Raw genomic sequence first — 22488 nt, 5'->3', positions numbered from 1 at the left:
TCACACAATGAATGGACATGCGCTTAGCGACACGGCAACACAGACCAGGGATGACACCATCGCCGAGAACACCGCAATGTTCTTCGAAGCCGATCGCCTGGAGGCCAAGGCTTACGCACTTATCGAGTCCTACAGCGGCGACTCGACGACCTGGGCGTACTTTGTCCAAGCCAAGCAAATCGCTGATGCCCAGCGTACCGCCGCCTATCGAGAGTGGATGCGAATCAGGCGCGCGATGCGCACTTGATCGACGCGCCGGCCCAGGGATTGATCAAACACTACCGGCGCCCCGTGGGAGCCGGCGGACGTCAGCGAAGCGGCGGTAATGCACGGGCAGGCGATGAAACCTCCAGCAGCAGCGGGCCCACTGCTGCGGCGTTCGATCGCCGGAGTTGCGCCTACGGCAGCGGGTCGAATTTCAGTGCGCTCAGGCTTTGCACCTTGTCTTCACGCACCATCTTGTACTCCGTGTTCGGCCCGATCCAGCGATCCCAGATCGCGTCGATCTCTCCAGCTTTCTCCATTGCCATCAGCGATGCGTTGACCTTGGCCAGGAAGGCCGGTTCGTCGCGGCGCATGCCGGCGCCAATCGGCTCGAGGGCCATCGGCTCCTTGGCCAACGCCAACTCGACACCACTGGCCTTGGCCTGGTTGACCAGTTTGAGCGCGGTCATGGTGTTGGTCACCAGCCCCACTACCTTGTTCTGTTGCAGGGCCATGTAGGCCGAACCGGTGTCCTGGAACGTGACCGGCGTGGCGCCGGCGATGCGGATCGACTGCTCGGACGTGGACCCCTTGGTGGAGCTGATGCGCTTGTCCTTGAAGAAGCTTTTCGGCTGGTCGGCGTTGGCCGCGCGCACCACCAGGGTTTCCTTGGCGATGTAGTACGGGTCGCTGAACTGGATCTGTTCGGCGCGGGTCTTGGTGTAGGCCAGGTTGGCGAAAATCACGTCGACACGCCCCATCTTCACTTCCGGGATCCGCGCTTCCACGGACAGCGGCTTGAGCTCCAGCGCCACGCCCATGGTCTTGGCCAATGCCTTGCACAGATCGACGTCCATGCCCACCAGTTCGCGGGTTGTCGGGTCGGGTGCGGAGAACGGTGGCACGTCGGCGTACACACCGCAGCTCAACGACTTCTTGGCCATGATGTCGCTCAATTGGTCGGCCTGCGCCACCGCGACGGCCAAAGGGGCCAAGGCCAGTGCAATAAACAGATGCTTCATACCCATGGAAAAACTCCTGAACGTGGTCAATCGAAATGGCAGAGGACGCAAAGCCGCCGCGGCTCAGTGGGCCCGCAGGTCGGCGATAAAACGTTGGGCTCGCGGGTGCGAGGGCTGCACGAAAAACGCTTCGGGCTTGCTCTTTTCCAGAATCTGACCGGCGTCCATGAACCAGATGGTGTCGGCGACTTCACGGGCGAAGTTCATCTCGTGGGTCACGCACATCATGGTCATGCCGTCCTTGGCCAGGCCCTTCATCACGTTCAACACTTCACCGACCATTTCCGGGTCGAGGGCGCTGGTGGGCTCGTCGAACAGCATCACCGGTGGTTCCATGGCCAGCGCGCGAGCAATCGCCACGCGTTGCTGCTGGCCGCCGGAGAGCTGTGCCGGATACGCCCCAGCCTTGTGGGCCAGGCCAACACGGTCGAGCAACTCCATGGCTTTTTGCTTGGCCGCCGCGCCCTTGAGGTTGCGCAGCTTGTTCGGTGCGAGGGTGATGTTTTCCAGCACCGAGAGGTGGGGGAACAAGTTGAAGCTCTGGAACACAAAGCCGACCCGGCTGCGCAGGCGGTTGATCTGCGCGTCGGTGCCATGCACGTCCTGGCCATCGAACAGGATCTGGCCGTTCTGGATGTCTTCCAGGCGATTGACCGTGCGAATCAAGGTCGACTTGCCCGAACCCGAGGGGCCACACAGCACCACCACTTCCCCAGGCTGAACCTCGGCGGTGATGTCGGTGAGCGCCTGGTACTCGCCGTACCATTTATTGATTTTCGAAAACATGATCATTGGATGCATGGACGCAGCCCTCTTCAATTATCAGTGGCCAGCAACGGCCCGCTCGACACGGTTTGCCCGCCATTGCCCAGGCGCTTGCGCGCGATGCGGCGCTCGACCCAACCGGCCAGGTGGGTCAGGCCGAAACAGAGCAGGTAGTAGATGATCGCCAGGATGAAAAACACCTGGAACGGCTTGGTCAGCAGTTGGTTGTTGACCTGGTTGGCGGCGAAGGTCACTTCCTGGACGTTGATCACATAGCCCAGGGAGGTTTCCTTGATGATCGAGATAAACTGGCTGATCAGGCTGGGCAGCGCGTTGTACAGCGCCTGCGGCAGGATCACCCACACCGTGGTGCGCACATAGCCCAGGCCCAGGGCGCGGGAGGCTTCGTACTGCCCGGCCGGCAGCGCCTGGATGCCGCCACGAATGATTTCGCACAGGTAGGCGCTCTGGTAGATCACCAGGGTGCACAGCATGGTCATGAACCCGGTGATGTTATGCCCGATCAACAAGGGCACCAGGAAGTAAGTCCAGAAGATCACCATCAGCAGTGGAATGCCGCGCAACACGTAGACCCACACCGTGGCGACCAGGCGCAGGCCTTTCCATGGCGAGACCCGCGCCAGCGCCAGCAACAGGCCGAACGGGAACGTCAGCAACAGCGCCAGTGCCGCCAGGATCAGGGTGCTCGCCAGCCCGCCCAAGGGGCCGTGGGGGTACTGGCCGATGAGGAACAGCGTCCAGTTTTGCTGCACGATCGAGAAGATATCGAACATCGCCGTCTACCTCGCCAGGGCTTTGCTGAAGTGCCGGGCAAGCAATGCTCCGGCGCCCATCAGCAGCAGGGAAAACACCAGGTAAAACAGCGTGGCCACCAGGTACGACTCGAAGGTACGGAACGTGTAGTTCTCCACTTCGCGGGTGGCGTAGGTCAGTTCCATCACGCCGATGGCCATGGCCAGGCTGGTGTTCTTGAACAGCAGCACCGTGTGGTTGATCAACGACGGCAGGCAGTTGCGCACGCCTTGGGGCAGGATGACGTAGCGCATCGAGCGCACGTAGCCCAGGCCCAGGGCCCTGGAAGCTTCTGTCTGCCCGGCGGGAATCGCACGCAGGCCACTGCGGATGTCTTCACAGAAATACGCGGCCTGGCACAGCCCCAGGGCGATCACCGAGAACAGGTATTCGGTGTTGTGGTTGGCCAGCCACAGTTGCGTGGACTCATTGAGCAAGGTCGGCACGCCGAAGTACCACAACATCAGTTGCACCAGGGTCGGCACATTGCGGTGATACGACACGTAACCCGCCACCAGGCGGTCGGCCAGCGCGTGGCCAGTCAGGCGCACGGTCACCAGCAACAGCGCCAGGACCATCGCCAGCAGCCAGGCGAACACCGCCAGCTGCAAGGTCATTTCGATGCCCTTGACGATCAGCTCGGCGTACTCGCCTTGCAGAATCGCGGCCAAATCGAAGTCATGCTTCATGGTCAATCCCTATCGGCATTGGGCTAGGGCAGAACTGAAAAACACCCGGCGTGGCCGTGGTGGAGTGACGCGACGACGGATAGGTCCGTTCTGTTTTTAACGGGCGGGTTTCAGCCCAGGTAGTCTTGGGGCCGTGCGGTGGAGAGCCCGCCCGGCACTTGCAAGGTCGGGGTGATTTCCATGTGGCCGATGTTCACCGCGATCGGCGCAGCGATCGCAAAGGCAATGGCGTCGGCAATATCCTTGGCCAGCGGCAATTCGAAGCCCTCGACAAAGCGTTTGTAGGTCTCTTCGGAATCGCCGTGCACATGGGCAAAGATGTCGGTGGCAACGCGGCCGGGGCAGATCTCGGTGACCCGCACGCGCTTGCCGAACGCATCGATGCGCAACTGGCGCGAGAGCATGCTCACCGCCGCTTTGGTCGCGTGGTATGTCGAGTTGCCGCCAAAGTTGTAGGCTGCGGCAATCGAGCTGATGTTGATGATGTGCCCGCAATCGCGCTCGACCATCCCCGGCAACGCCAGGCGCGCCAGGTGCAGCACCGCGCGCAGGTTGACGTCGATCAGCAGGTCGATGCCGTCGGCGTCGGCCTTGAGGATTGAGCCTGGTTTATCGACACCGGCATTGTTGACCAGGATGTCGAAGCGTTGGGTGGCGAACAAACGGGTCAGCCCGGCCAGGTCAGTGACGTCGATGGCGTGGGCGATGCAGCCGGTCCTGGCGGCGAGAGCTTCGAGCTTGTCGGCACTGCGGGCCAGGGCATGTACCTGCACGCCTTCCTGGCACAGGCGTTCGACCACAGCGGCGCCAATCCCGGAAGAAGCGCCGGTGACCAACGCGGTTTGGTAGTCTGAAAATGGCATGTCGGTGTCCTCATGTACGTGTGCTGATCACTCCCGTGATCGCGATGTCTTTGACTCTATCCAGCCTGGGCGTCGGCGACCAAGACGGAATGGCTGTGTGGCAATAAGCCCTGCTTATGACGTCGCCAGCAGCTGCGAAATCGGCGTGATGCAACCACCCGCCTGTTCGATTTCGCGCCGTATGGTGCGCGCCAGTTCCACTGCGCCGGGGGTATCGCCGTGCAGCAGGATCGAATGGGCCGGCACCGCGATCCGCTTGCCATTGAGGCTGGTCACGGTGCCCTCCTCCAGCAATTGGCGAACCCGTTGCAAGACCGCCGCCGGCTCCTTGATCACGGACCCGGCCACAGCGCGCGGCACCAGCAGGCAGTCATCGTCATAGGCCCGGTCGGCCAGGAAGGTCGTGGCCACGCGCAGCCCGCAGTGTTCGGCGGCGTCTTCGATGGCGCGGCTGCTGGATGAACTGATGATCAGCGTCGGGTCGAACGCCGCCACGGCCCGTACCAACGGCCCGGCCAGCGCCGCATCGGCCGCAACCCGGTTGCCGAGCGCGCCGTGAAAGCTCATGTGCGTCATGCGGTGGCCATTGACCGCCGCCATACCGGCCAGCGCACCAAGTTGGTAGATCACGTAGGTGGTCAGTTCCTTGAGCTCGATGTTCATCTGCCGCCGACCGAAGCCCATCAGGTCGGGGAAACCCACATGCGCACCGAGGTCGATGCCGCCAGCCTTGGCCTGGCGCACCGTGGTGTCCATGATCAGCGGGTCACCGGCATGGAAACCGCAGGCCACGTTGGCCGAGGAAATCAGGCTGAGCAATGCCTCATCCTCGCCCATGCGCCAAGGCCCGAAGCCCTCTCCCAGGTCCGCATTCAAATCGATCTTCATCACCAGCCCTCTTCCTTTATGCCGTGGCCAGGCGCATGAACGCCTCGCCATAACCGACGGTGCTGCCACACGGGGTCAACACTGCCGCCAGCCGACCGGCCAGTTGGCTACGCACCGGCAACAGCAACTCGCCCACTTGCAGGAAGGCCACCAGTTGACCTTGTTCCACGGGGCTGCCGACGGCGACCAGCACGTCTTGTTGATCGGGATGGGTCAGCAGCAGGCGGCCCAGTCCCGGCGTCTTGAGCAACCGCTCATCCACTGCCTTCACCGGCTCCGGGGCGGCAACAACCGCGACCGCGGCATCGTCGCCGCGCTTGAGCACCAGGTGCATGCCCGGCCGGCGCAGTTCCGCCCCCGCCAGATGGGTCTCCTTGAGCCACGCCGCCAACTGGCGGATGTCTTGATTGGTCATGGTCGATGTCCTTAACGCGAAGCCAGCCCGTGCAGGTCGACCAGACGGCGGACCTCCACGAGATAGCGCTGATTGTCTGCCAGGGCCGCAATGGCCTCGGCGTAGCTGCACTCGATAAACCGCACGTTGCTGCCGATGGGCGCCTGGCCGAGTCGCCACAGGTCGGCCTCGATCACCGTGCCGAATTTGGGGTAGCCGCCGCTGGGTTGCGCATCACGCATCTGGATAATCGGCTGGCCGCCATGGGGCACCTGGATCACGCCGGGGACGATGCCGTGGGAGCGGATTTCCATCGGCACCTTGGGCAGGATCGGTGCGCCCTCGAGGCGGTAGCCGTAGCGGTTGCTCTGGGGGGTGACCTTCCACTCGCCGGCCCAAAACGCCGCGCGAGACTCATCCGTAAAGCCCGCATACTCCGCCGCCGGCAGCACGCGCATGGCCGGCAAGCCGTCGCACTGCAAGGGCAGCGCCTGGCTCGGTGAAACAACACCGAAATCCGTTGGCTGCGTGCTCACCCCAGGGCGCAACACAGCCAGGCGGTCGCCCTGTTGCAAGGCCCGGCCGTGCAAACCACCAAATTCGCCGCGCAATTGGGTGCTGCGCGAGCCGAGCACCGAGGGCACGTCGACGCCTCCGGGCAGGCACAGGTAGGCGCGACTGCCGGAACTCGGGTAACCCAGGCTCAACACTTGGCCTTCCCGCGCCTGCGCCACCCAGTTCGGCGGCAAGGGCTGGCCGTCGAGACTGGCTTCGCAGGCGGCGCCGGTCACGGCGAAGGCACAGTCCTGGATAAACCGCACGTCGAACGCGAACATCGGAATCTCGATGGCCGCGGCGTCCTCGGGATTACCCAGCAACAGGTTGCCCAGCGCCAGCGCCAAAGGGTCCATGGCACCGGAAGTGCCCACGCCGTAACCCAGGCTGCCGAAGCGCCCGAAGTCCTGCACGGTGGCCAGGGCGGTAGTCGATACAATTTCGATCATCGAATGATCCTCTCGATACGCAAGCGCAACATGTCACCCGGCCGCAGCATCGCCGACGGGTTTTGGGTCGGGTCGAAAAAGACCATCTCGGTGCGGCCGATGGTGTTCCAACCGCTGGGGCCGGCCGAGGCGGATACCCCGGTCTGCACCCCACCAATCGACACGGAGCCAGCAGCGATGCTGATCACCGGCACCTGGCGCCGTGGTGTAGCGAGGCGCGCATCCATGCCGCCCAGGTAGCAATAACCCGGGTGGCTGCCCAAGGCGTACACCGGGTACAGCGGTTCGCAATGCAGGTTGGCGATGGTTTCGATGTCCAGCCCTGTGTGCGCCACCACGTCCGCCATGTGCGGGCCGAACTCGCCGCCGTACACCACCGGCAACTCGACGATGCGCCCTTCGAGGGGCAATGGCGGACAGTTGTCCCAGGCGTGCAGCAAACGTTCGCACACTCGCTCAAGGTTGCGCGGCGGCTGGAGGAACGTAAGCATCAGGTTGTTCATGCCGGGCACCGCCTCCTGGATCTCGGGCCATGTACCGGCCTGCAAGGCCAGGCTCCAGATGCGTTGCTGCGGTGCCAGGTCGAGCTCGCCCGGCGCTTCGAACAACAGCGCCGTGGAGCCGAGCAGGCTGATACGGGGTTCAGAAGCAGTACTCATGTCGGGCTCCGTTGCTGCAACCAGCGCTCCAGGTGATGAATGTCCACGCCCCCGGCACAAAAGGCCGGGTCGTCAAGAATCTCGCGGTGCAACGGGATATTGGTGCTGATGCCTTCCACGCACAGTTCGCTCAAGGCCAGGCGCATGCGCGCCATGGCTTCATCGCGCGTCGCGCCATGGGTGATGACCTTGGCCACCATCGAGTCGTAATACGGCGGTACCCGGTAGCCCGTGGTGACATGGGAGTCGACCCGTACGCCAAAACCACCTGGAACGTCCCAACGATGGATCAACCCCGGTGTCGGCATAAAGGTGATCGGGTCTTCGGCGTTGATCCGGCACTCCAGTGAATGGCCGTTGAGCTGCACGTCTTGCTGGCGCAGCTCCAGCACTTCGCCGCGCGCCATGCGCACTTGCTGCTGGACAATATCGATGCCGGTCGTCATCTCCGTGACCGGGTGTTCGACTTGCAGCCGGGTGTTCATCTCGATGAAGAAGAACTCACCGTCCTCATACAGAAACTCGAAGGTGCCGACGCCGCGATAGCCCATCTGCCGGCAAGCAGCGGCGCAACGTTCGCCGACCTGGGCGATCAGCGCCGGATCGATCCCCGGCGCCGGCGCTTCTTCCAACACCTTCTGGTGGCGGCGTTGCAGGGAGCAATCGCGGCAACCGAGCCAGATCGCATGGCCGTGGGCATCGCACAGCACCTGGATTTCCACATGGCGTGGATGGCCGAGGAATTTCTCGATGTAGAGTTCCGGATTGCCAAAGGCCAAGCGCGCTTCTTCACGGGTCAGGGCGATGGCGTCGAGCAACGCGCCGGCTTCGTTCACCACGCGCATGCCACGGCCACCGCCACCGCCGGCGGCCTTGACGATCACCGGGTAGCCGATGTCGTGGGCAATTGCCTGGATGCTGGCGTCGTCGCTCGGCATCACGCTATCCGGCCCCGGTACGCACGGTACCCCGGCCTCACGCATGGCCCGCTTGGCCGCGACTTTGTCGCCCATGGTGCGGATGCACGCGGCGCTCGGCCCGATAAAGGTCAGGCCAGCCGCTTCGATGCGCTCGGCAAACCCCGCGTTCTCCGACAAAAAGCCATAACCCGGATGGATCGCCTGGGCACCGCTGACCTTGGCCGCAAACAAGAGCGCCGACTGGTTCAGGTAACTGTGAGTGGGCGAGGCCGGCCCGATGCACAACGCCTGGTCGGCCTGTTGCACATACTGCGCATGCCGGTCCGCCTCGGAGTGCACGACCACGGTCTTGAGCCCCAGGCCGTGGCAGGCACGCTGAATGCGCAGGGCGATTTCGCCACGGTTGGCGATCAGCACTTTGTCGAACATTGAATTCACCTTAAAAAAAGCGGCTGGGGATCAACCGAGACGAAACAGCGCCTGGCCGGCTTCGACTTCGGTGCCACTCTGGGCAAGGATCGCGGTGACGTGGCCTGCGGCCTTGGCCTTGACTGGGTGGAACATTTTCATCGCTTCGAGGACCGCCAGGGTTTGCCCGGCTTCGACCGCATCGCCCACCGCCACGAACGGTGCTTCACCGGCTGCGGGCGTCAAGTGCAGCACGCCATACAGGCTGGCCTTGACTTCCACCCCGGTGACGGCCTGGGCGGGTGCCACGACCACCCTCGGCGCAGGCTCGGCAGACTCGCCAGGTAACTCGCGCACCACGGCTTGCCCGGCCTGCTTGAAAAGGCGAATCGTGCTATCGCCTTCGGTAAAACTCAGTTCGAGCAGATCGGATTCGGCGAGCAAATCGATCAGCCCCTTGATGCGTTCGGAATCCATGCTTGGCCCCCTGCCTGCCCTGCGTGTCTGAGTGGATGAAGCCAATGTAGCGAGCCGGTTCGCCAACGACCAAGACGCTTTGGCTTTGGGGTGATAAGCCGTGCTTATGACCCCTCAGAGCAGGCTGCCGCGCATCTCCGCGACCAGCTCCAGCAGGATCGCCTTGACCGCCTGGGCCGGCACGGAGAGCGGCAGGTGACCGGACAGGCACAAGGCCAGGGGCGCATCCACCTCGGGCTCGACAATGCGGCACATATGCACCGAGGTCGCCGCCACCATCACCCGCGCCGATGACTCGGGCAGGATGGTGGAACCGAAGTGCTCGGCCACGGCGGCGGTCAGGGTGATCGATGATTCGATCTCCGCCACCACCCGCGCGCTCAGGCCGATACGCTGGAACGCCTCGTCCACCAAGCGACGCATGACGTTGTAGGGACGCGGCAGCAGCATGTCCATGTCGGCCAGGTCAGCCAGCGCAATCTGCTCCAGCGCGCTGATGGCGGGGTCGGCGCTCACCAGGTAGAGGTGCTCGTGCAGCAGCGACACAAAGCTCAGGCCGTGCACTTCACGGCCGCCATACAGCACGGCCATGTCCATGCGGCCGTTCATGATCAATTCACTCAAGGTGGTGCCGAAGTTTTCATTGAGGTACAGCAGGATGCCCGGGTGCCGCTCGCGCACCCGGCGCAATAACGGCAACGACAGCGTTGACGCCGCCGTGCCCGGTGCCAGGCCGACGGATACCTGGCCGGACAACGCGTGCCCGGTGGCATTGATGTCGCTCTGGGCCTGCTCGCACTGGCGCAAGATGATTTGCGCATGCCCGTACAACACCTTGCCCGCCTCCGTCGGCGTGACACCGCGCTTGGTGCGGATCAACAACTGTTGCTGCAATTCGGCCTCCAGGGTCGCCAGTTGCTGGCTCAGGGCCGGTTGTGCCACATGCAGCACATCGGCAGCCTGGGTCATGCTGCCGATATCGACGAGTTTCACGAAGTACTTCAGACGGCGCAGGTTCACGGTGGCGGTGCTCTTGCTCGAAAAAGGGAGACGACCCCCTGGGGTTAGCAAGAGCCAGGCCAGCCTTACGCCTGCCGATGCGCCAGGTGCGCAGGGGCCTACCCATAAGCCTTTGCTATGGCTCGATCATGCCGAGCGTGACCGACACCGGTTCCACGCATGCGGGCCTGGACGCACCAACAGGGTGCGGGGCGTGTTCAGTTCCAGCCATAAGCGATTCCTATCCGACCAGAACGATATCGTCTTATGGCGGCTGCGCGAGCGACTCGTACTGTAGGGCCTCGTCAATGTCATTACCGAGGAACGACACGTGACCGCCTCCCGCATCGCCGCCCGTGTGCACCGTATCAAGCCGTCCCCCAGCAGCGCCGCTTCCGACCGTGCGAACGAGCTTCGCCGGCAAGGCCAGTCGATCATCAACCTGGTGGTGGGCGAGCCGGACTTCGATACCCCGGCGCATATCCGGCACGCCGCCAATGCGGCCATCGAGCGTGGCGAAACGCGCTACACGCAAAACGCCGGCACGCCCCAATTGCGCCAGGCGATCGTCGACAAGCTGGCACGGGAAAACGGCCTGGCTTACACCGCGAACCAGGTACTGGTCACCAGCGGCGCCAAAAGCGCGATCTTCAATGCCTTCGCCGCGACGCTGGGCGCGGGTGATGAAGTGCTGATCCCGGCGCCGTACTGGGTGTCGTACCCCGACATGGTGCTGGCCTGCGAAGGCGAACCCGTGGTCCTCGCCTGCCTGGAGGAACACGCCTTCAAACTGACCCCGGATCAGTTGCGCGCCGCGATCACCGAACGCACCCGCTGGTTACTGCTCAATTCGCCGAGCAACCCGACCGGCGCCAGCTACAACGCCGCCGAACTGCGCGCCCTGGCCGATGTGCTGCTCGACTTTCCCCATGTGTTGCTGATGACCGACGACATCTACGAACACATCCGTTACGAGGGCCTGGAAAACCCGCACATCCTCGCCATCGAACCGGCCCTGGGCGAGCGCAGCGTGGTGGTCAACGGTGTGTCCAAAACCTACGCCATGACCGGCTGGCGCATCGGCTACGCCGCCGGCCCGGCCGACTTGATCGGCGCCATGGCGACCCTGCAATCGCAATCGACCAGCAACGCCTGCTCCATCAGCCAGGCCGCCGCCGTTGAAGCACTCAATGGCGACCAGTCCTTCGTCCAGGCCAGTGTGGAGGTCTACCAACAACGCCGCGACCGCTGCCTGGGGCTGCTCAATGCGATCGACGGCCTCAGTTGCCGTAAGCCCGACGGGGCGTTCTACCTGTATGTGAACTGCTCCGGGTTGCTGGGCCGCTCAACGCCTGAAGGCAAGCGCCTGGACAGCGATTACGACGTGGTCATGTACCTGCTCGAAAGCCAAGGCGTGGCGGTGGTGGCGGGCACGGCGTATGGCCTGGCGCCGTTCTTTCGCATGTCGATCGCCACAGATATCACCACCCTCGATGAAGGCTGCTCGCGCATCGCCGCCGCCGTTGCCGCGTTGCGCTGAGGACTCGATGATGACCGTGGCCACCCACCCTGCCCTGGGCTTCCGCCAAGCCTTGCTGGCGATGCTTGGCATCTCGCTGGTGCTGATGCTCTCGGCCCTCGACCAGACCGTGATCGGTAATGCGTTGCCGAGCATCGTCGCCGAGTTGAACGGGTTCGAGTTGTATGCGTGGGTGGCTACGGGCTACTTGCTGGCCTCGATCGTCACCATCCCGATTTTCGGCCGGTTGGGTGATTACTACGGGCGCAAGCCCTTTGTGCTGGCGGCAACGCTGATCTTCACCCTGGCCTCCCTGGCCTGCGCGCTGGCCACGGACATGCTGTGGCTGGTACTTGGCCGAGCGTTGCAGGGTGTCGGCGGCGGCATGTTGATCGGCACCGCCTTCGCCTGCATCCCCGAGCTGTTCCCCGATACACGCCAACGCCTGCGCTGGCAGATGCTGCTCAGTGCGCTGTTCAGCGTGGTCAACGCCATCGGGCCGGGACTGGGCGGGTATCTGACCGGAGCCTACGGTTGGCGCTCGGTGTTCTACATCAATTTGCCGCTGGGTTGCCTGGCGCTGTTCTTCGCCTGGCGCTACTTGCCGTATTACCGCCCGCTGCAACAAACGAAGATCAGCCTCGACTGGCCCGGCGCCCTGCTGATCGCGCTGGCCCTGGGCAGCCTGCAACTGTTTGTCGAATGGCTGGGGCATGCCAGCCTGATGCTCAGTGCAGCCCTCGGCGTGGGTTGCGGGCTGGCGACACTGGCGCTGTGGCGCTGGGAACGCCGCTGCCGGCATGCGCTGCTGCCCGCGGCGTTGCTCGGGTTGCCGAGCATGCGCCTGCTGTTCGTGCTGTCGATGGCGGCCGGGGCGATCATGTTTTCGTTGTTGTTCTACCTGCCGCTGCTGCTGCAAGGCAGTTATGGCTACTCGCCCCAGGACGCCGGGCTGCTGATTACCCCGCTGGCGTTGAGCATCACCCTGGGCGCCATCGTCAACAGCCGCATCGTCACCCGCTTGCGCAACCCCAACCTGTTGCCACTGGGTGGTTTCGTCGCGCTGCTGCTGGCATGTCTCGGGCTGGCCCTCGCCGGGCGCGCTGCCTCGTTCAACACCCTGCTCGGCTTGATCCTGCTCGCCGGCCTGGGCTTGGGGTTTATCCTGCTCAACCTGACCGTGTTCACCCAGACACTCGCTGAACGGCAGTTCCTCGGGATCGCCACCGCGTTGACCCAATCCCTGCGCCTGGTCGGCGGCCTGCTCGGCACCGCTTCAATGGGCGCGCTGGTCAACCTGCTGTACAGCGCCAACCTGCAACGGGTGTTTGTCGCCCAGGGCCACGCGGACGGCCTGGCGTTATACGCCGACCCGCAAGTGCTGTTGCACCCCGCCGCCGTGCTGCTCGAACACCCGCAATGGCTGAACCTGGCCCGCGATGCCCTGGCCCAATCGGTGGGCGTCGGGCTGCTGCTGTGCGCCGCACTCGGCGTATTCGCGCTGCTCATCCTGTACCGCTTGCCGCCGGTAAAGCTGAACGCCTTACCGGCCACCGTTGCTCCTGAAAAACAATAAAAACCTTAACTGCCGCTTTTGACTGCCTCTTACAACACTTCACAACTCATGGGGATGACTCCGATGGAGCTTTTCAATCGCGCACCTAAAGTAATGGCCGGCATTTGCGGCCTGCTCATCGCTCAACAGGGTTACGCCGCAGGTCTGGTGGAAGACAGCAAGCTCAATGTGCTGGCGCGCAACTTTTTCAGTAACGCCGACAACCGTAGCGGCGCCGCCGACCCCAACTACACCCAGGAATGGGGCCAGGGCTTCATCGCCAACTTTCAGTCCGGCTATACCCAGGGCACGGTCGGCTTTGGGGTGGATGCGATTGGCATGTTCGGTGTCCGATTGGACTCAGGCAAGGGCCGGCACTACAACCCTCAGCACACGGCGTTCAACGGCAACATCTTCCCCACCGACAGTGATGGTCGCGCCGTGGATGAGTTCGGCAGCCTGGGCCTCACGGCCAAGGCGAAATTCTCGAACACCGAGTTGAAATACGGCACGCTGGTGCCGATGTTGCCGGTGGTGATGTCGACCGATCGCATGTTGCAGCAGACGTTCAACGGTGGGCAGATCCAGTCCAAGGACCTCGACAACTTCACCTTCACCCTCGGCCAGTTGGAACACGTCAAGGGCCGCGGCTCGAGCAACCAGATGGGCATGTCGATCCCCGGCGCGAACAACGCGCAGACTGGCGAGTTCGTGAACAAGTTCTACTATGGCGGCGTCGACTACAAAGCCAGCAAAGACCTGACATTGCAGTACTACTACGGCAACCTGCAGGACTTCTACAAACAGAACTTCCTCGGCCTCAAATACGACTGGAAAGTCGGCCCCGGCATCCTGCGCACCGACCTGCGCCACTTCGACAACCGCTCTGACGGCGCCAATGGCAATGACCCGGCGTTCTACACCTTCGGCTATTACGGTAACGGCGTCACCAAGGGCAAAGTCGACAGCCGCCTGAGCAGCGCGCAATTCACCTACCTGGTCAACGGCCATACGATCGCCGCCGGCCTGCAACAAGTCAGCGGCGACAGTGACGCCGTATGGTTGAACCAGGGCGACGGCTCCACGGCCTACTTCATGACCGAATCGATGATCGGCAAGTTCCAGCGCGCCGGCGAAACCACCTGGCAAGTGCGTTACGGTTATGACTTTGCAAACCTGGGCGTGCCTGGCCTGAGTTTCCTGGGCATGTACGAAAGCGGCTCGAATATCCGCACCCCGACAGGCGATAAAACCGAGTGGGAGCGCAATTTGACCGTGAGCTATGTGGTGCAGCAGGGGCCGTTCAAGGATTTGAGCATCGCCCTGCGCCATGCGTCGTTGCGTACCGAAGTTTCCACCCAGCGTGACAGCGATGAGCATCGGGTGATTGTGAGTTACCCGTTGAATATTCTGTAGACGCTGCCGGCGAAAAAAGAGGGCAACGCGCATCGTTGCCCCCTGATACAACCACCGCCCTGATTCAGGCGGTCCTAGAGCGTGGCGTCGATCTTTTTCGCCGCTGCCTCACTGACCCAGGTGTGCCAGATTTCTGGATGTTCCTTGAAGAACATCCGGGCCAGTTTGGGCGAGTCAATGTGTTCCTTGCTCATACGGGCCAGGTTCTGGTTCAACAGATCAATCGGCAGATTGACCTTCTCCAGCACACCGACCAACTCGGGTGCCTGCTCATGGAACACGCTGGAGAGCCCCACCTTGATGCTGATCTTCTTGTCGACGCCCGGTTTCTCTTCCAACTTGACCAGGTCGACCTGGCCCATTAACGGGGTCGGTGACCAGTAGTAGAACAGTATCGGCTCGCCGCGCTTGTAGCTCGACAGGACGGCCGCATCCAGGGCAGGACCGGTCCCCGGGCGGAAGTTGGTGTAGTTGGCCTCCAGGCCGTAGCTTTTGAGCATCTCGCTGTTTTCCAGCTCGCAGGTCCAACCAGCCGGGCAATTGTAAAAACGCCCTTTGCTCGGTTCTTCCGGGTCCTTGAACAGCGCGGCGTACTGGGGCAGATCCGTGATCTTTTTCAAGTCGGGTGCCTTGGCCTTGAGATTACGCCTGGCATCGCCCTCGACCACATAACGCGGCACGTACCAGCCTTCCGTCGCACCGATGATCGGTGCGCCCACGCCCACGACCTTCCGACTCTGCTCGGCCTTGTTCCAGACTTCACTGCGTCCCACCCACTCTTCCGCCAGCACCTGGATATCGTTGCTGCCCAGGGCGCTCTCCATGGTGATGGAGTTACCCGGCAACGTATCGATCTGACAGCCATAGCCGTCCTTGAGCACAATCTCCAATACCTCGGTGAGCAACATACCGCTTTCCCAATTGAGCCCGGCGAACTTCACCGGTTTGCCGGACTCGCACCAACCGGCCGCCTGGCTCGCGCCACTGGCGGCCAACAGGCCAAGGGAAATCAGGGTGGCGGCCAGGCTATTTTTTTGGATGTTCACAATCGCACGCTCCAACACAGTCAACAGGGTTATGGCAGTGCAAGTCGTTGCCACAACTGTGGCAAACAGTGGTTATCAAGATGAAGCTCAAGCGCCTTGATGTATCGTCGGGAACCAATCTTCGCGCAGTCTCTGACCGGTCTGCATCGCATGCCCTGGATACGGTGGAGAGGTCCTTCCTGGACGCTCGATGTAACGTATATCGTCGCCAAGCCAACGCAGCGACAATACGCGTCGCCGCTGCGCCGACGCATTGCCCCGGGCGCCATGGACCGTGCGGAAATCGAACAGTACCGCGTCACCCGGCTGCATCTGCCACTCGAGCACTTGCATGCCTTGCTCCGAGTCCGGATCGGGGGCGTCGCGGTAGCCATCGGCGTCGCGGTAGAAATCGCTTTGATCGGCCCAATGCACCGGCTTTATGCCTTTCTCCCAACGGTGTGAACCAGCAAGCAGGCGCAGCGTCGACTCGCGTACCGGGTCGACGGGTATCCAGAAGCTGACGTGCTGGTTGCCTTCGACAAAGTAGTAGGGAATATCCTGGTGCCAGGGGGTGGCCTTCTGCGCGCCCGGCTCCTTGACGAGAACATGGTCATGGAAGAACTGTGCCGACTGCGAGCGCATGACAGCCGCAGCAACAGAGGCCGCAGGCGACTCTTCGACCATCGCGCGAAACTCGGGAATGCGTTGCCAGTTGCAATAGTCATCGAAGAAACCGCCCGGTTTGTCATCCTTGTCGATGTAGCGGCTGGCGTAGGTACCCGGCTCGGCAAGGTTGCGCTCGATGCCGGCGGCAATGGTCTCGACCCACTCACTGAAGATGCCCCGCAGGCAAACCGCTCCATCGCGCTGAAAGGCCTCGATGTCTTGTTCAGTGATGGTGAATGAACCGTGTGTCATGACCTGAAACTCCCTCAAGCAAGAAATAAAGGTGGGGCGCAGGGCAAATATTCCATGACATCCAACCAAGATAAAATAATATGTATTGATTTATCACCCAAGAAAATCTTATGAAGTTCAGCCTGCGCCAATTACGTTATGCACTCGCCGCGGCCAAACACGGCAACCTCACGCTGGCGGCCGAGGAGTTGCACGTGTCCCAGCCCTCGGTTTCTACGGCGATTACCGAACTGGAGCAGTTGTTCGACCAGCCCCTGTTCGTTCGCCAACGCGGGCTCGGCGTCGCTCTGACCCCTTTCGGGCGCACGGTCATGGCCCAGGCCAGGCGAGTGCTGGCCGAGGCCAGGGCGTTTTCCGCCATCGGGACGGATGACAGCGACTTTTCCGGAGAGTTGGTGCTGGGGTGCTATGAGGACCTGGCGCCCTATTGCTTGCCGCAGATACTCAGGCGCCTGCAAATGGAACATCCTCAGGTCACGGTGGATATGCGCGAAGGCGGGTTCGAGTACCTCGGCAAGCGCCTCGCCGAAGGCAGCCTGGAATTGGCATTGACCTACGACTTGGGCCTGCCGGCACACATGGGTTGCATCGAGCTGCGCCAATTGAAGGCCCACGCCCTGTTGGCCGCTGATCACCCGCTGGCAAACGAGGCCGATGTGAGCCTCAAGGCGCTCAGCGAATGCAACCTGGTGGTGACCGATCAGATCCACAGCTGGCAGCACGTGCTGGACCTGTTCAACTTCTATGGGCTCACCCCCGCCAGCGTCCAGCGTACCCACAGCTTCGAGTTCCAGCGCAGCCTGGTTGCAAATGGTTTCGGCGTGGCGCTGACCTATACCCGCCCCTTCGGTGACCACAGCTACGACGGCCAACCGCTGGTCTGCCGCCCCGTCCGTGAAGAACTGCCTGCCCAACGCATCGTATTAGCCTACGACCAGCGCTACCCGTTGACGCCACCGGCCGAGGCGTTCAAGCACCAGGCCGTCACCTGGTTCAAAGAACGGCTATCGTTTGCCGCAAGTTGACTGTCAGCAGGTAGGGCATGTCATCAGCGCGTTATGACGCGGCGGTCGACATTGATCAGGGCCTCCCTCGTTTCAAGCGCCCGTATTGTTCCAACAACCCAGCCAGTTCCTCGTAGCACGCAGCGAGATGCGCGGCACCCAGCCTGTGCATCGATTTCGCCGTTCGCCGGGCCTGGGCCGCGTTCACTGCGGTGTTCAAGGCATGCCTGGACAGTCGCCGAGCGCCCCTTTGCGCGCATTCGGCAATCGCCGACCCCGGCGCCAATTGGCCGGTCTTGCGTTGCAGCCGCCCCAGGCTCCGGCTCAATTGCAACGACACATAGCCGGCTGGGTCAGCCTGTGGCTGATCTGCGCCCAATAAGGCCAGCAACGACACCACTCGATGTTGTTGCTTCGCCTGCCATCCGAGCCTATCCAATCGGCTGCCATGACGCAGCAAGCGTCGTGTGTCCCTCTCCAGCGCCTGCCTGAGTGCCCGTATGGGGCTGGCGGATTTCTTCGGAAACAGTTGGAAAGCCAGCAGGCAAACGGCAAGCGCCACCATCCAGGCCAGTGCTTGATTGGCGAACTCGACAAAGTCGTAGTGCGCCGTCTCCCCGGTGCTGACCAGGGTATTGAACGCGATCAGGTAGGCAATGCCTTGCAGCGCATGGCGCGGTCGGGTCGTGGCATGCATGCCGAATATCCAGAACGCGGCGAGCACTACGCTGAGCAGCGCAAACCCACTGATGTGAGGCAGCAGTAGAAACTTGCAGGCCGCAGCCGCCAGGATGCCGTAGAGCGTGCCCTTGATAAAACCGCGCATGCCCTGGGTGGGTGCGGCGCTGGTGGCCAGCAATGTGCAACATGGCCCCACGACCGCCAACAGCGTTGGCCCTTGGTCCCAGCCGGTCAGGTACCAGATGGCCGCCGTCGCCAAAATCGCCAGCAACGCTCGCAGGCCGTTGCGCAGCGCGTCCCCATAGTGTCGGTGAAAGCCCACTGCACGGGCAGGCACTTGGGTATTGCGTTGCAGGCTGGCAAAACTCAACAAGGCGCTGCACAGGTCTGCCAAGGATTCATCCAGGTACTCTGCATCGCTCGCGTGCCGCTCAAGATCGCCCGCCAGCCAATGTTGCATGGCCCTGACGCGCTCGGCTGCCGTGGAAAAATCCTGCGTGGCGTCGGCCAGCCCGTCGCCCAGCGGTTGCAGCTCCCTGCCAATGCGGGCAATGGCGGGTAATGCAGACCGATGGGACGTACTCTCGGCCAGGACCACGCCCTGCAGGTACGCAAGCCCCGCCTGCAGCGTCGGCAGCCGGGAGCGGATCAGCGCGGACTCGCCCCGGCCGATGCCGAGCAGATCATCTACCTGGCTGATCTCAAGCGAGAGTGGCCGAGCGGCAAGGCTCGGGTGCGCGTCCTGCTCGCCACTCAACCGAATCGCCAGCCAGCGTATCGTGCGGGACGTCACGCTGATGAGCAGCCGATTGAGCTTCTGCTCGACGGTCTTGCGGCTGAACAGCGTCGCCACCAAGCTCAGGCTGAAGACCCCGAGTGCCACCGCCGTACCGCGTGTCACGATATGCTCGAAGCTTTGCTCGGGAGCGACAATCGCCGGGCCCAGGGCAAGGCATACGGTGTAACCGGCGACCACGGCCGCGGTAGCGTGATAGTGCCGCAGCACCGTCATGGCACCGACGCAGAGACCGAGCCACACACCGACCCCAAGGATAAACAGCAGCATTTTCTGGGCGAACAGGGCGGTCAGCACGAAGGCCGCGACGATCCCCACCAGCGTGCCCAGCACACGATGGAAACCCTTGCCGACCACGGCGCCCTGGATCGGGTGAATCAGCAGCAACACCGTCGACGCCGCCGAGAACGGCGCATCCAAGTGCAGTTGCAAGCCCAGCCACAGGGCCAGGGTGGCCGCCGCGACACTGCGCGACACGTAGCCCAGCGTCTGCGGTGTACATGGCAGCGGCAGCCCACTCAACACGCTCAACAGGCGGCCCTTCATCACATAAATGCCTGAAGCCAGCGTGACAGCCGCCAATGTCGCTCGGCGCCGGCCTCACTCACTTCGACACTGGCCGTCATCCCCGCCGCCAACTCCACGCCTGGGGGCACGCTGTCCAATTCAATCCGTACGGGCACCCGCTGGGCGAGTCGTATCCAACTGAACGTCGGGGCCACCTGGGGTAAACCGCCCTCGCTGCGCAGCTCGTTACCATCGGCGATGCCCCGCCCGATACTGGCGACATGGCCTTCAAGCAAAGGCGCAAACCCCATGAGTTTGATCGACGTGGCGGCCCCCAGTCGCACACCGGGGAGCTTGGTTTCTTCAAAGTAAGCAGTGACCCAGAAGCTGTGCGCATCGACCACAAACACATTGGTCGTGCCGGCGACGGCGTAGTCACCTGGCTGCAGGCGCAGTTGAGTCACGTAACCATCGACCGGCGAACGAATGGTCGTACGCTCGAGGTCCAGCCGGGCTTGGGCCAACTGGCTCTGGGCCGCCTCCAGGCGGGCCTTGGCCACCGCCAAGTCCCGCGCCGCGTTATCGGTTTCTTCCCGTGCAATCGCATCGCCGAGTTGGCTGCGGCGCTGGAGCTGTGCCGTACGTTGCGCGAACACGCTACGTGCCTCTGCCAGCTCTGCGGCGCGCTGTTGCTGGGCCAGCAGATAGGCGCGCTGATCGATCCGATACAGCAACGCGCCCTTGGCGACCCACTGGTTATCCCCCACGAGGACGTGTTCGACCTGGCCGGACACCTCCGGGGCCATCCGGATGACATGCGCACTGACACGTCCGTCGCGCGTCCAGGGCGCCAATACGTAGGCTCGCCACAACTGCGTACAGAACAGCAGCGCAACCAGCCCCAGTACCAGCGTGGCGAGCGTCTTGAAGAGGTTATTGATAGACATGGCGCCTCGCTTAGACCATCAGGACTAACGTCGAAAGGATGATGAGCGAGACAAAAAAACGCGCCAGGCTCGGGTGCCAGGCCCACTCCAGCCAGCGGCGGATGGTGCGTTCCAGCAGCCCGTAGACCAGGGCTGAAACACCCAGGTAAACCAGCAAAGGCGGGATATAGAGGTTGGCAATCGTGATTTCGCTGAGCATCGGTGGGTCTCGCCGTCGACCATCAACGCGATGGCCTTGCTGACGATGTTAGGTAATACGCACCCTTGCCGATATTGAGTATGCTGCCAGAATATAATCAAATTCAGCCAAATTGCGGTGATGGGGCATGCACGAGACAAATCACGCCACGATTGAACAGTTCGAACTCGATCGCCTCGACCAACCTGCCGTGGCATTGATGCTGGGCGCCCAGCGCAACGACACCGAGTTTCCCGTACACACCCACCGCAAAGGCCAGCTGGTAGTGGCTTATCACGGCGGCATCGTGTGCACGGTGGAGGATGGGGTGTGGATGGTGCCGTCAGGGTTCGGCGTGTGGATTCCGGGTGGCGTGGCCCACAGCAACCGGGTCACGGCCAACGGTAAAGTCGGCTTTGTTTTTGTGGAGCCCGGCGCGGCGGCGCTACCGCAACAGTGCTGTACGTTGGTGCTGTCACCGCTGATCCTGGAGCTGATCCTGCACCTCAGCGCCCAGGCCCAGGACTACCCGCCAGCGTGTGCCAACGCGCGATTGGCCAGTGTGCTGCTCGAACAGCTGGAACTTGCCCCGACGGAACAGTTGTACCTGCCGCTGCCCGCGACGGCCCAGTTGCGCGTGATCGCGCGCGGGTTGGCCCAGGACCCGTCCAACCGCTGCACCATGGCCCAGTGGGCACGCCAAGTGGCCATGAGCGAGCGCTCCCTGGCCCGCCTGGTCAAACGTGAAACCGGGCTGACCTTCGGTCAGTGGCGCAAGCAATGGCAAATTATCGTAGCGCTGCAAAGCCTGGCCGAAGGCGAGTCGGTACAGCGCACCGCTGAAGCGCTTGGCTATGAGTCGGTCAGCTCATTCATCAGCATGTTCCGCAAGACCCTGGGCACGTCGCCGGCACGTTATATCCGCGCCACGGCCATGCCGGCCTCGCGCGCGCAGCCCTGACGCACGCCTCCAGCCCACCCGCAAGCCCAGTGATCATCGCTGGGCGGTCCGCGCTCATTGGCGCTCCCTCGCCCTGCTGAGCCAGGCGTCCCGAGCACACGCCTCGCCCCCCCTGAAAAGGTGCACCACCTGACCTTTTGTCGCGGTATTTATCGACGGCCCATCGCTGGCTCTTGCACTTAAGGTATTATGGTATACCATCATACACGGACCCACTCACACCCGACGGAGCAGCTCATGAGTTTCGAAATCCGCAAGATCGTCAGCTACGTAGAAGAAACCTTTATTGAAGGCGGCAAGGCCTCTGACACTCCCGTCACCATGGTTGGCCTGGCGGTCGTGTTGAAAAACCCCTGGCTGGGTCGCGGGTTTGTCGAAGACCTGAAACCGGAGATCCGTGCCAACTGCTCGGACCTCGGTGCACTGATGGTAGAGCGCCTGGTGGGCATCATTGGTGGCGCGCAGAAGATCGAAGCCTACGGCAAGGCCGCCGTGGTCGGGGCTGACGGCGAGATCGAACACGCGTCGGCGATCATCCATACCCTGCGCTTCGGCAACCACTATCGCGAAGCGGTCAAGGCCAAGAGCTACCTGAGCTTCACCAACAAACGCGGTGGCCCGGGCACGTCGATCCAGATCCCGATGATGCACAAGGACGACGAAGGCCTGCGCTCGCACTACATCACCCTGGAAATGCAGATCGAAGACGCGCCGCGCGCCGATGAAATCGTGGTGGTGCTGGGCTGCGCAGACGGTGGCCGCCTGCACCCGCGCATCGGCAACCGTTACATCGACCTCGAAGAGCTGGCGGCGGAAAAAGCCCAGTAAGCCAAGACAGTCACTCCAACAAAAAAAGGCATGCAGGAGCGCTCC

Annotated in this window: 24 protein-coding genes; 7 read left to right on the top strand and 17 right to left on the bottom strand. The window is 62.8% G+C overall.

From position 1 onward, the window contains the following. The first annotated feature begins 7 nt into the window (after positions 1-7). The gene (locus tag QU606_RS15345; RefSeq protein ID WP_102624626.1) at positions 8-247 is read left to right on the top strand and encodes a hypothetical protein; all 240 of its coding nucleotides are present in this window, start codon (positions 8-10) and stop codon (positions 245-247) included. 151 nt (positions 248-398) lie between these two features. On the opposite strand, the gene QU606_RS15340 is transcribed toward QU606_RS15345, so the two are convergent. From QU606_RS15340 to nac, 12 genes are all read right to left on the bottom strand, one after another. After that, the gene (locus QU606_RS15340) at positions 399-1232 is read right to left on the bottom strand and encodes an ABC transporter substrate-binding protein (RefSeq protein WP_102624625.1); all 834 of its coding nucleotides are present in this window, start codon (positions 1230-1232) and stop codon (positions 399-401) included. A gap of 57 nt (positions 1233-1289) precedes the next feature. Continuing rightward, positions 1290-2018, bottom strand: coding sequence for an amino acid ABC transporter ATP-binding protein (locus QU606_RS15335; protein WP_172831380.1), 729 nt, complete (start codon positions 2016-2018; stop codon positions 1290-1292). Positions 2019-2041: 23 nt separating this feature from the next. Then, positions 2042-2785 (bottom strand): amino acid ABC transporter permease, encoded by a 744-nt coding sequence (locus QU606_RS15330; RefSeq protein WP_304998533.1) that lies wholly within the window; start codon positions 2783-2785, stop codon positions 2042-2044. Positions 2786-2791: 6 nt separating this feature from the next. After that, positions 2792-3493, bottom strand: coding sequence for an amino acid ABC transporter permease (locus QU606_RS15325; RefSeq protein ID WP_069075711.1), 702 nt, complete (start codon positions 3491-3493; stop codon positions 2792-2794). Between the two features lie 110 nt (positions 3494-3603). Further along, positions 3604-4356 carry an SDR family oxidoreductase gene (locus QU606_RS15320; RefSeq protein ID WP_102624624.1) on the bottom strand — a complete coding sequence of 251 codons (753 nt, stop codon included), beginning with the start codon at positions 4354-4356 and terminating at the stop codon, positions 3604-3606. 114 nt (positions 4357-4470) lie between these two features. Beyond that, positions 4471-5244 carry a LamB/YcsF family protein gene (locus QU606_RS15315; RefSeq protein WP_102624623.1) on the bottom strand — a complete coding sequence of 258 codons (774 nt, stop codon included), beginning with the start codon at positions 5242-5244 and terminating at the stop codon, positions 4471-4473. A gap of 16 nt (positions 5245-5260) precedes the next feature. Next, positions 5261-5659, bottom strand: a complete 399-nt coding sequence (locus tag QU606_RS15310) for a biotin/lipoyl-containing protein (protein WP_069075708.1) — start codon at positions 5657-5659, stop codon at positions 5261-5263. A gap of 11 nt (positions 5660-5670) precedes the next feature. Beyond that, the gene (locus tag QU606_RS15305; RefSeq protein WP_102624622.1) at positions 5671-6642 is read right to left on the bottom strand and encodes a biotin-dependent carboxyltransferase family protein; all 972 of its coding nucleotides are present in this window, start codon (positions 6640-6642) and stop codon (positions 5671-5673) included. Next, positions 6639-7301, bottom strand: coding sequence for a 5-oxoprolinase subunit PxpB (pxpB, locus tag QU606_RS15300; RefSeq protein ID WP_304998532.1), 663 nt, complete (start codon positions 7299-7301; stop codon positions 6639-6641). The genes QU606_RS15305 and pxpB overlap by 4 nt, the downstream gene beginning before the upstream one ends. Then, positions 7298-8650, bottom strand: a complete 1353-nt coding sequence (gene accC, locus QU606_RS15295; protein WP_102624621.1) for an acetyl-CoA carboxylase biotin carboxylase subunit — start codon at positions 8648-8650, stop codon at positions 7298-7300. The genes pxpB and accC overlap by 4 nt, the downstream gene beginning before the upstream one ends. A 30-nt stretch (positions 8651-8680) precedes the next feature. Beyond that, entirely contained in the window at positions 8681-9106 is a 426-nt protein-coding gene (locus tag QU606_RS15290; RefSeq protein ID WP_102624620.1) for an acetyl-CoA carboxylase biotin carboxyl carrier protein subunit, read from the bottom strand. Between the two features lie 114 nt (positions 9107-9220). Continuing rightward, positions 9221-10126: a nitrogen assimilation transcriptional regulator NAC gene (gene nac, locus QU606_RS15285; protein ID WP_069075703.1), complete on the bottom strand. Its 906-nt coding sequence runs from the start codon at positions 10124-10126 to the stop codon at positions 9221-9223. A 310-nt stretch (positions 10127-10436) separates the two neighbouring features. On the opposite strand from nac, the gene QU606_RS15280 reads away from it, so the two are divergent. From QU606_RS15280 to QU606_RS15270, 3 genes are all read left to right on the top strand, one after another. Continuing rightward, positions 10437-11645 (top strand): aspartate transaminase, encoded by a 1209-nt coding sequence (locus tag QU606_RS15280; protein ID WP_069075702.1) that lies wholly within the window; start codon positions 10437-10439, stop codon positions 11643-11645. A 10-nt stretch (positions 11646-11655) separates the two neighbouring features. Continuing rightward, the gene (locus QU606_RS15275; protein WP_102624619.1) at positions 11656-13200 is read left to right on the top strand and encodes an MFS transporter; all 1545 of its coding nucleotides are present in this window, start codon (positions 11656-11658) and stop codon (positions 13198-13200) included. A 63-nt stretch (positions 13201-13263) separates the two neighbouring features. Further along, complete coding sequence (locus QU606_RS15270) at positions 13264-14595, top strand: OprD family porin (protein WP_069075700.1); 1332 nt, start codon at positions 13264-13266, stop codon at positions 14593-14595. Between the two features lie 74 nt (positions 14596-14669). On the opposite strand, the gene QU606_RS15265 is transcribed toward QU606_RS15270, so the two are convergent. Both QU606_RS15265 and QU606_RS15260 read right to left on the bottom strand, forming a co-directional pair. Beyond that, complete coding sequence (locus tag QU606_RS15265) at positions 14670-15641, bottom strand: ABC transporter substrate-binding protein (protein WP_370531099.1); 972 nt, start codon at positions 15639-15641, stop codon at positions 14670-14672. Positions 15642-15728: 87 nt separating this feature from the next. Beyond that, complete coding sequence (locus tag QU606_RS15260; RefSeq protein ID WP_069075699.1) at positions 15729-16541, bottom strand: phytanoyl-CoA dioxygenase family protein; 813 nt, start codon at positions 16539-16541, stop codon at positions 15729-15731. Between the two features lie 110 nt (positions 16542-16651). On the opposite strand from QU606_RS15260, the gene QU606_RS15255 reads away from it, so the two are divergent. After that, positions 16652-17566 (top strand): LysR family transcriptional regulator, encoded by a 915-nt coding sequence (locus QU606_RS15255; protein ID WP_150293799.1) that lies wholly within the window; start codon positions 16652-16654, stop codon positions 17564-17566. 55 nt (positions 17567-17621) lie between these two features. On the opposite strand, the gene QU606_RS15250 is transcribed toward QU606_RS15255, so the two are convergent. Genes QU606_RS15250 through QU606_RS15240 form a run of 3 tightly spaced genes read right to left on the bottom strand, consistent with a single transcriptional unit; the run spans position 17622 to position 20675 of the window. Next, entirely contained in the window at positions 17622-19568 is a 1947-nt protein-coding gene (locus tag QU606_RS15250) for an FUSC family protein (protein WP_304998531.1), read from the bottom strand. Further along, a complete protein-coding gene (locus QU606_RS15245; RefSeq protein WP_150293795.1) occupies positions 19568-20476 on the bottom strand; it encodes an HlyD family secretion protein in 909 nt (302 codons plus the stop codon). The genes QU606_RS15250 and QU606_RS15245 overlap by 1 nt, the downstream gene beginning before the upstream one ends. Before the next feature lie 10 nt (positions 20477-20486). Beyond that, positions 20487-20675, bottom strand: a complete 189-nt coding sequence (locus QU606_RS15240) for a DUF1656 domain-containing protein (protein WP_041160899.1) — start codon at positions 20673-20675, stop codon at positions 20487-20489. Between the two features lie 127 nt (positions 20676-20802). Here QU606_RS15240 and QU606_RS15235 point away from each other — a divergent pair, with 127 nt between their 5' ends. Both QU606_RS15235 and QU606_RS15230 read left to right on the top strand, forming a co-directional pair. Next, positions 20803-21615: a helix-turn-helix domain-containing protein gene (locus tag QU606_RS15235; protein WP_069075695.1), complete on the top strand. Its 813-nt coding sequence runs from the start codon at positions 20803-20805 to the stop codon at positions 21613-21615. Positions 21616-21852: 237 nt separating this feature from the next. Further along, entirely contained in the window at positions 21853-22443 is a 591-nt protein-coding gene (locus QU606_RS15230; RefSeq protein ID WP_150054297.1) for an amino acid synthesis family protein, read from the top strand. Positions 22444-22488: the final 45 nt, after the last annotated feature.

Origin of the sequence: Pseudomonas sp. OVF7 (genome assembly GCF_030644265.1) — a bacterium.
GTDB lineage: Bacteria > Pseudomonadota > Gammaproteobacteria > Pseudomonadales > Pseudomonadaceae > Aquipseudomonas > Aquipseudomonas gorinensis.
This window is presented reverse-complemented; position numbering and strand designations above follow the sequence as displayed.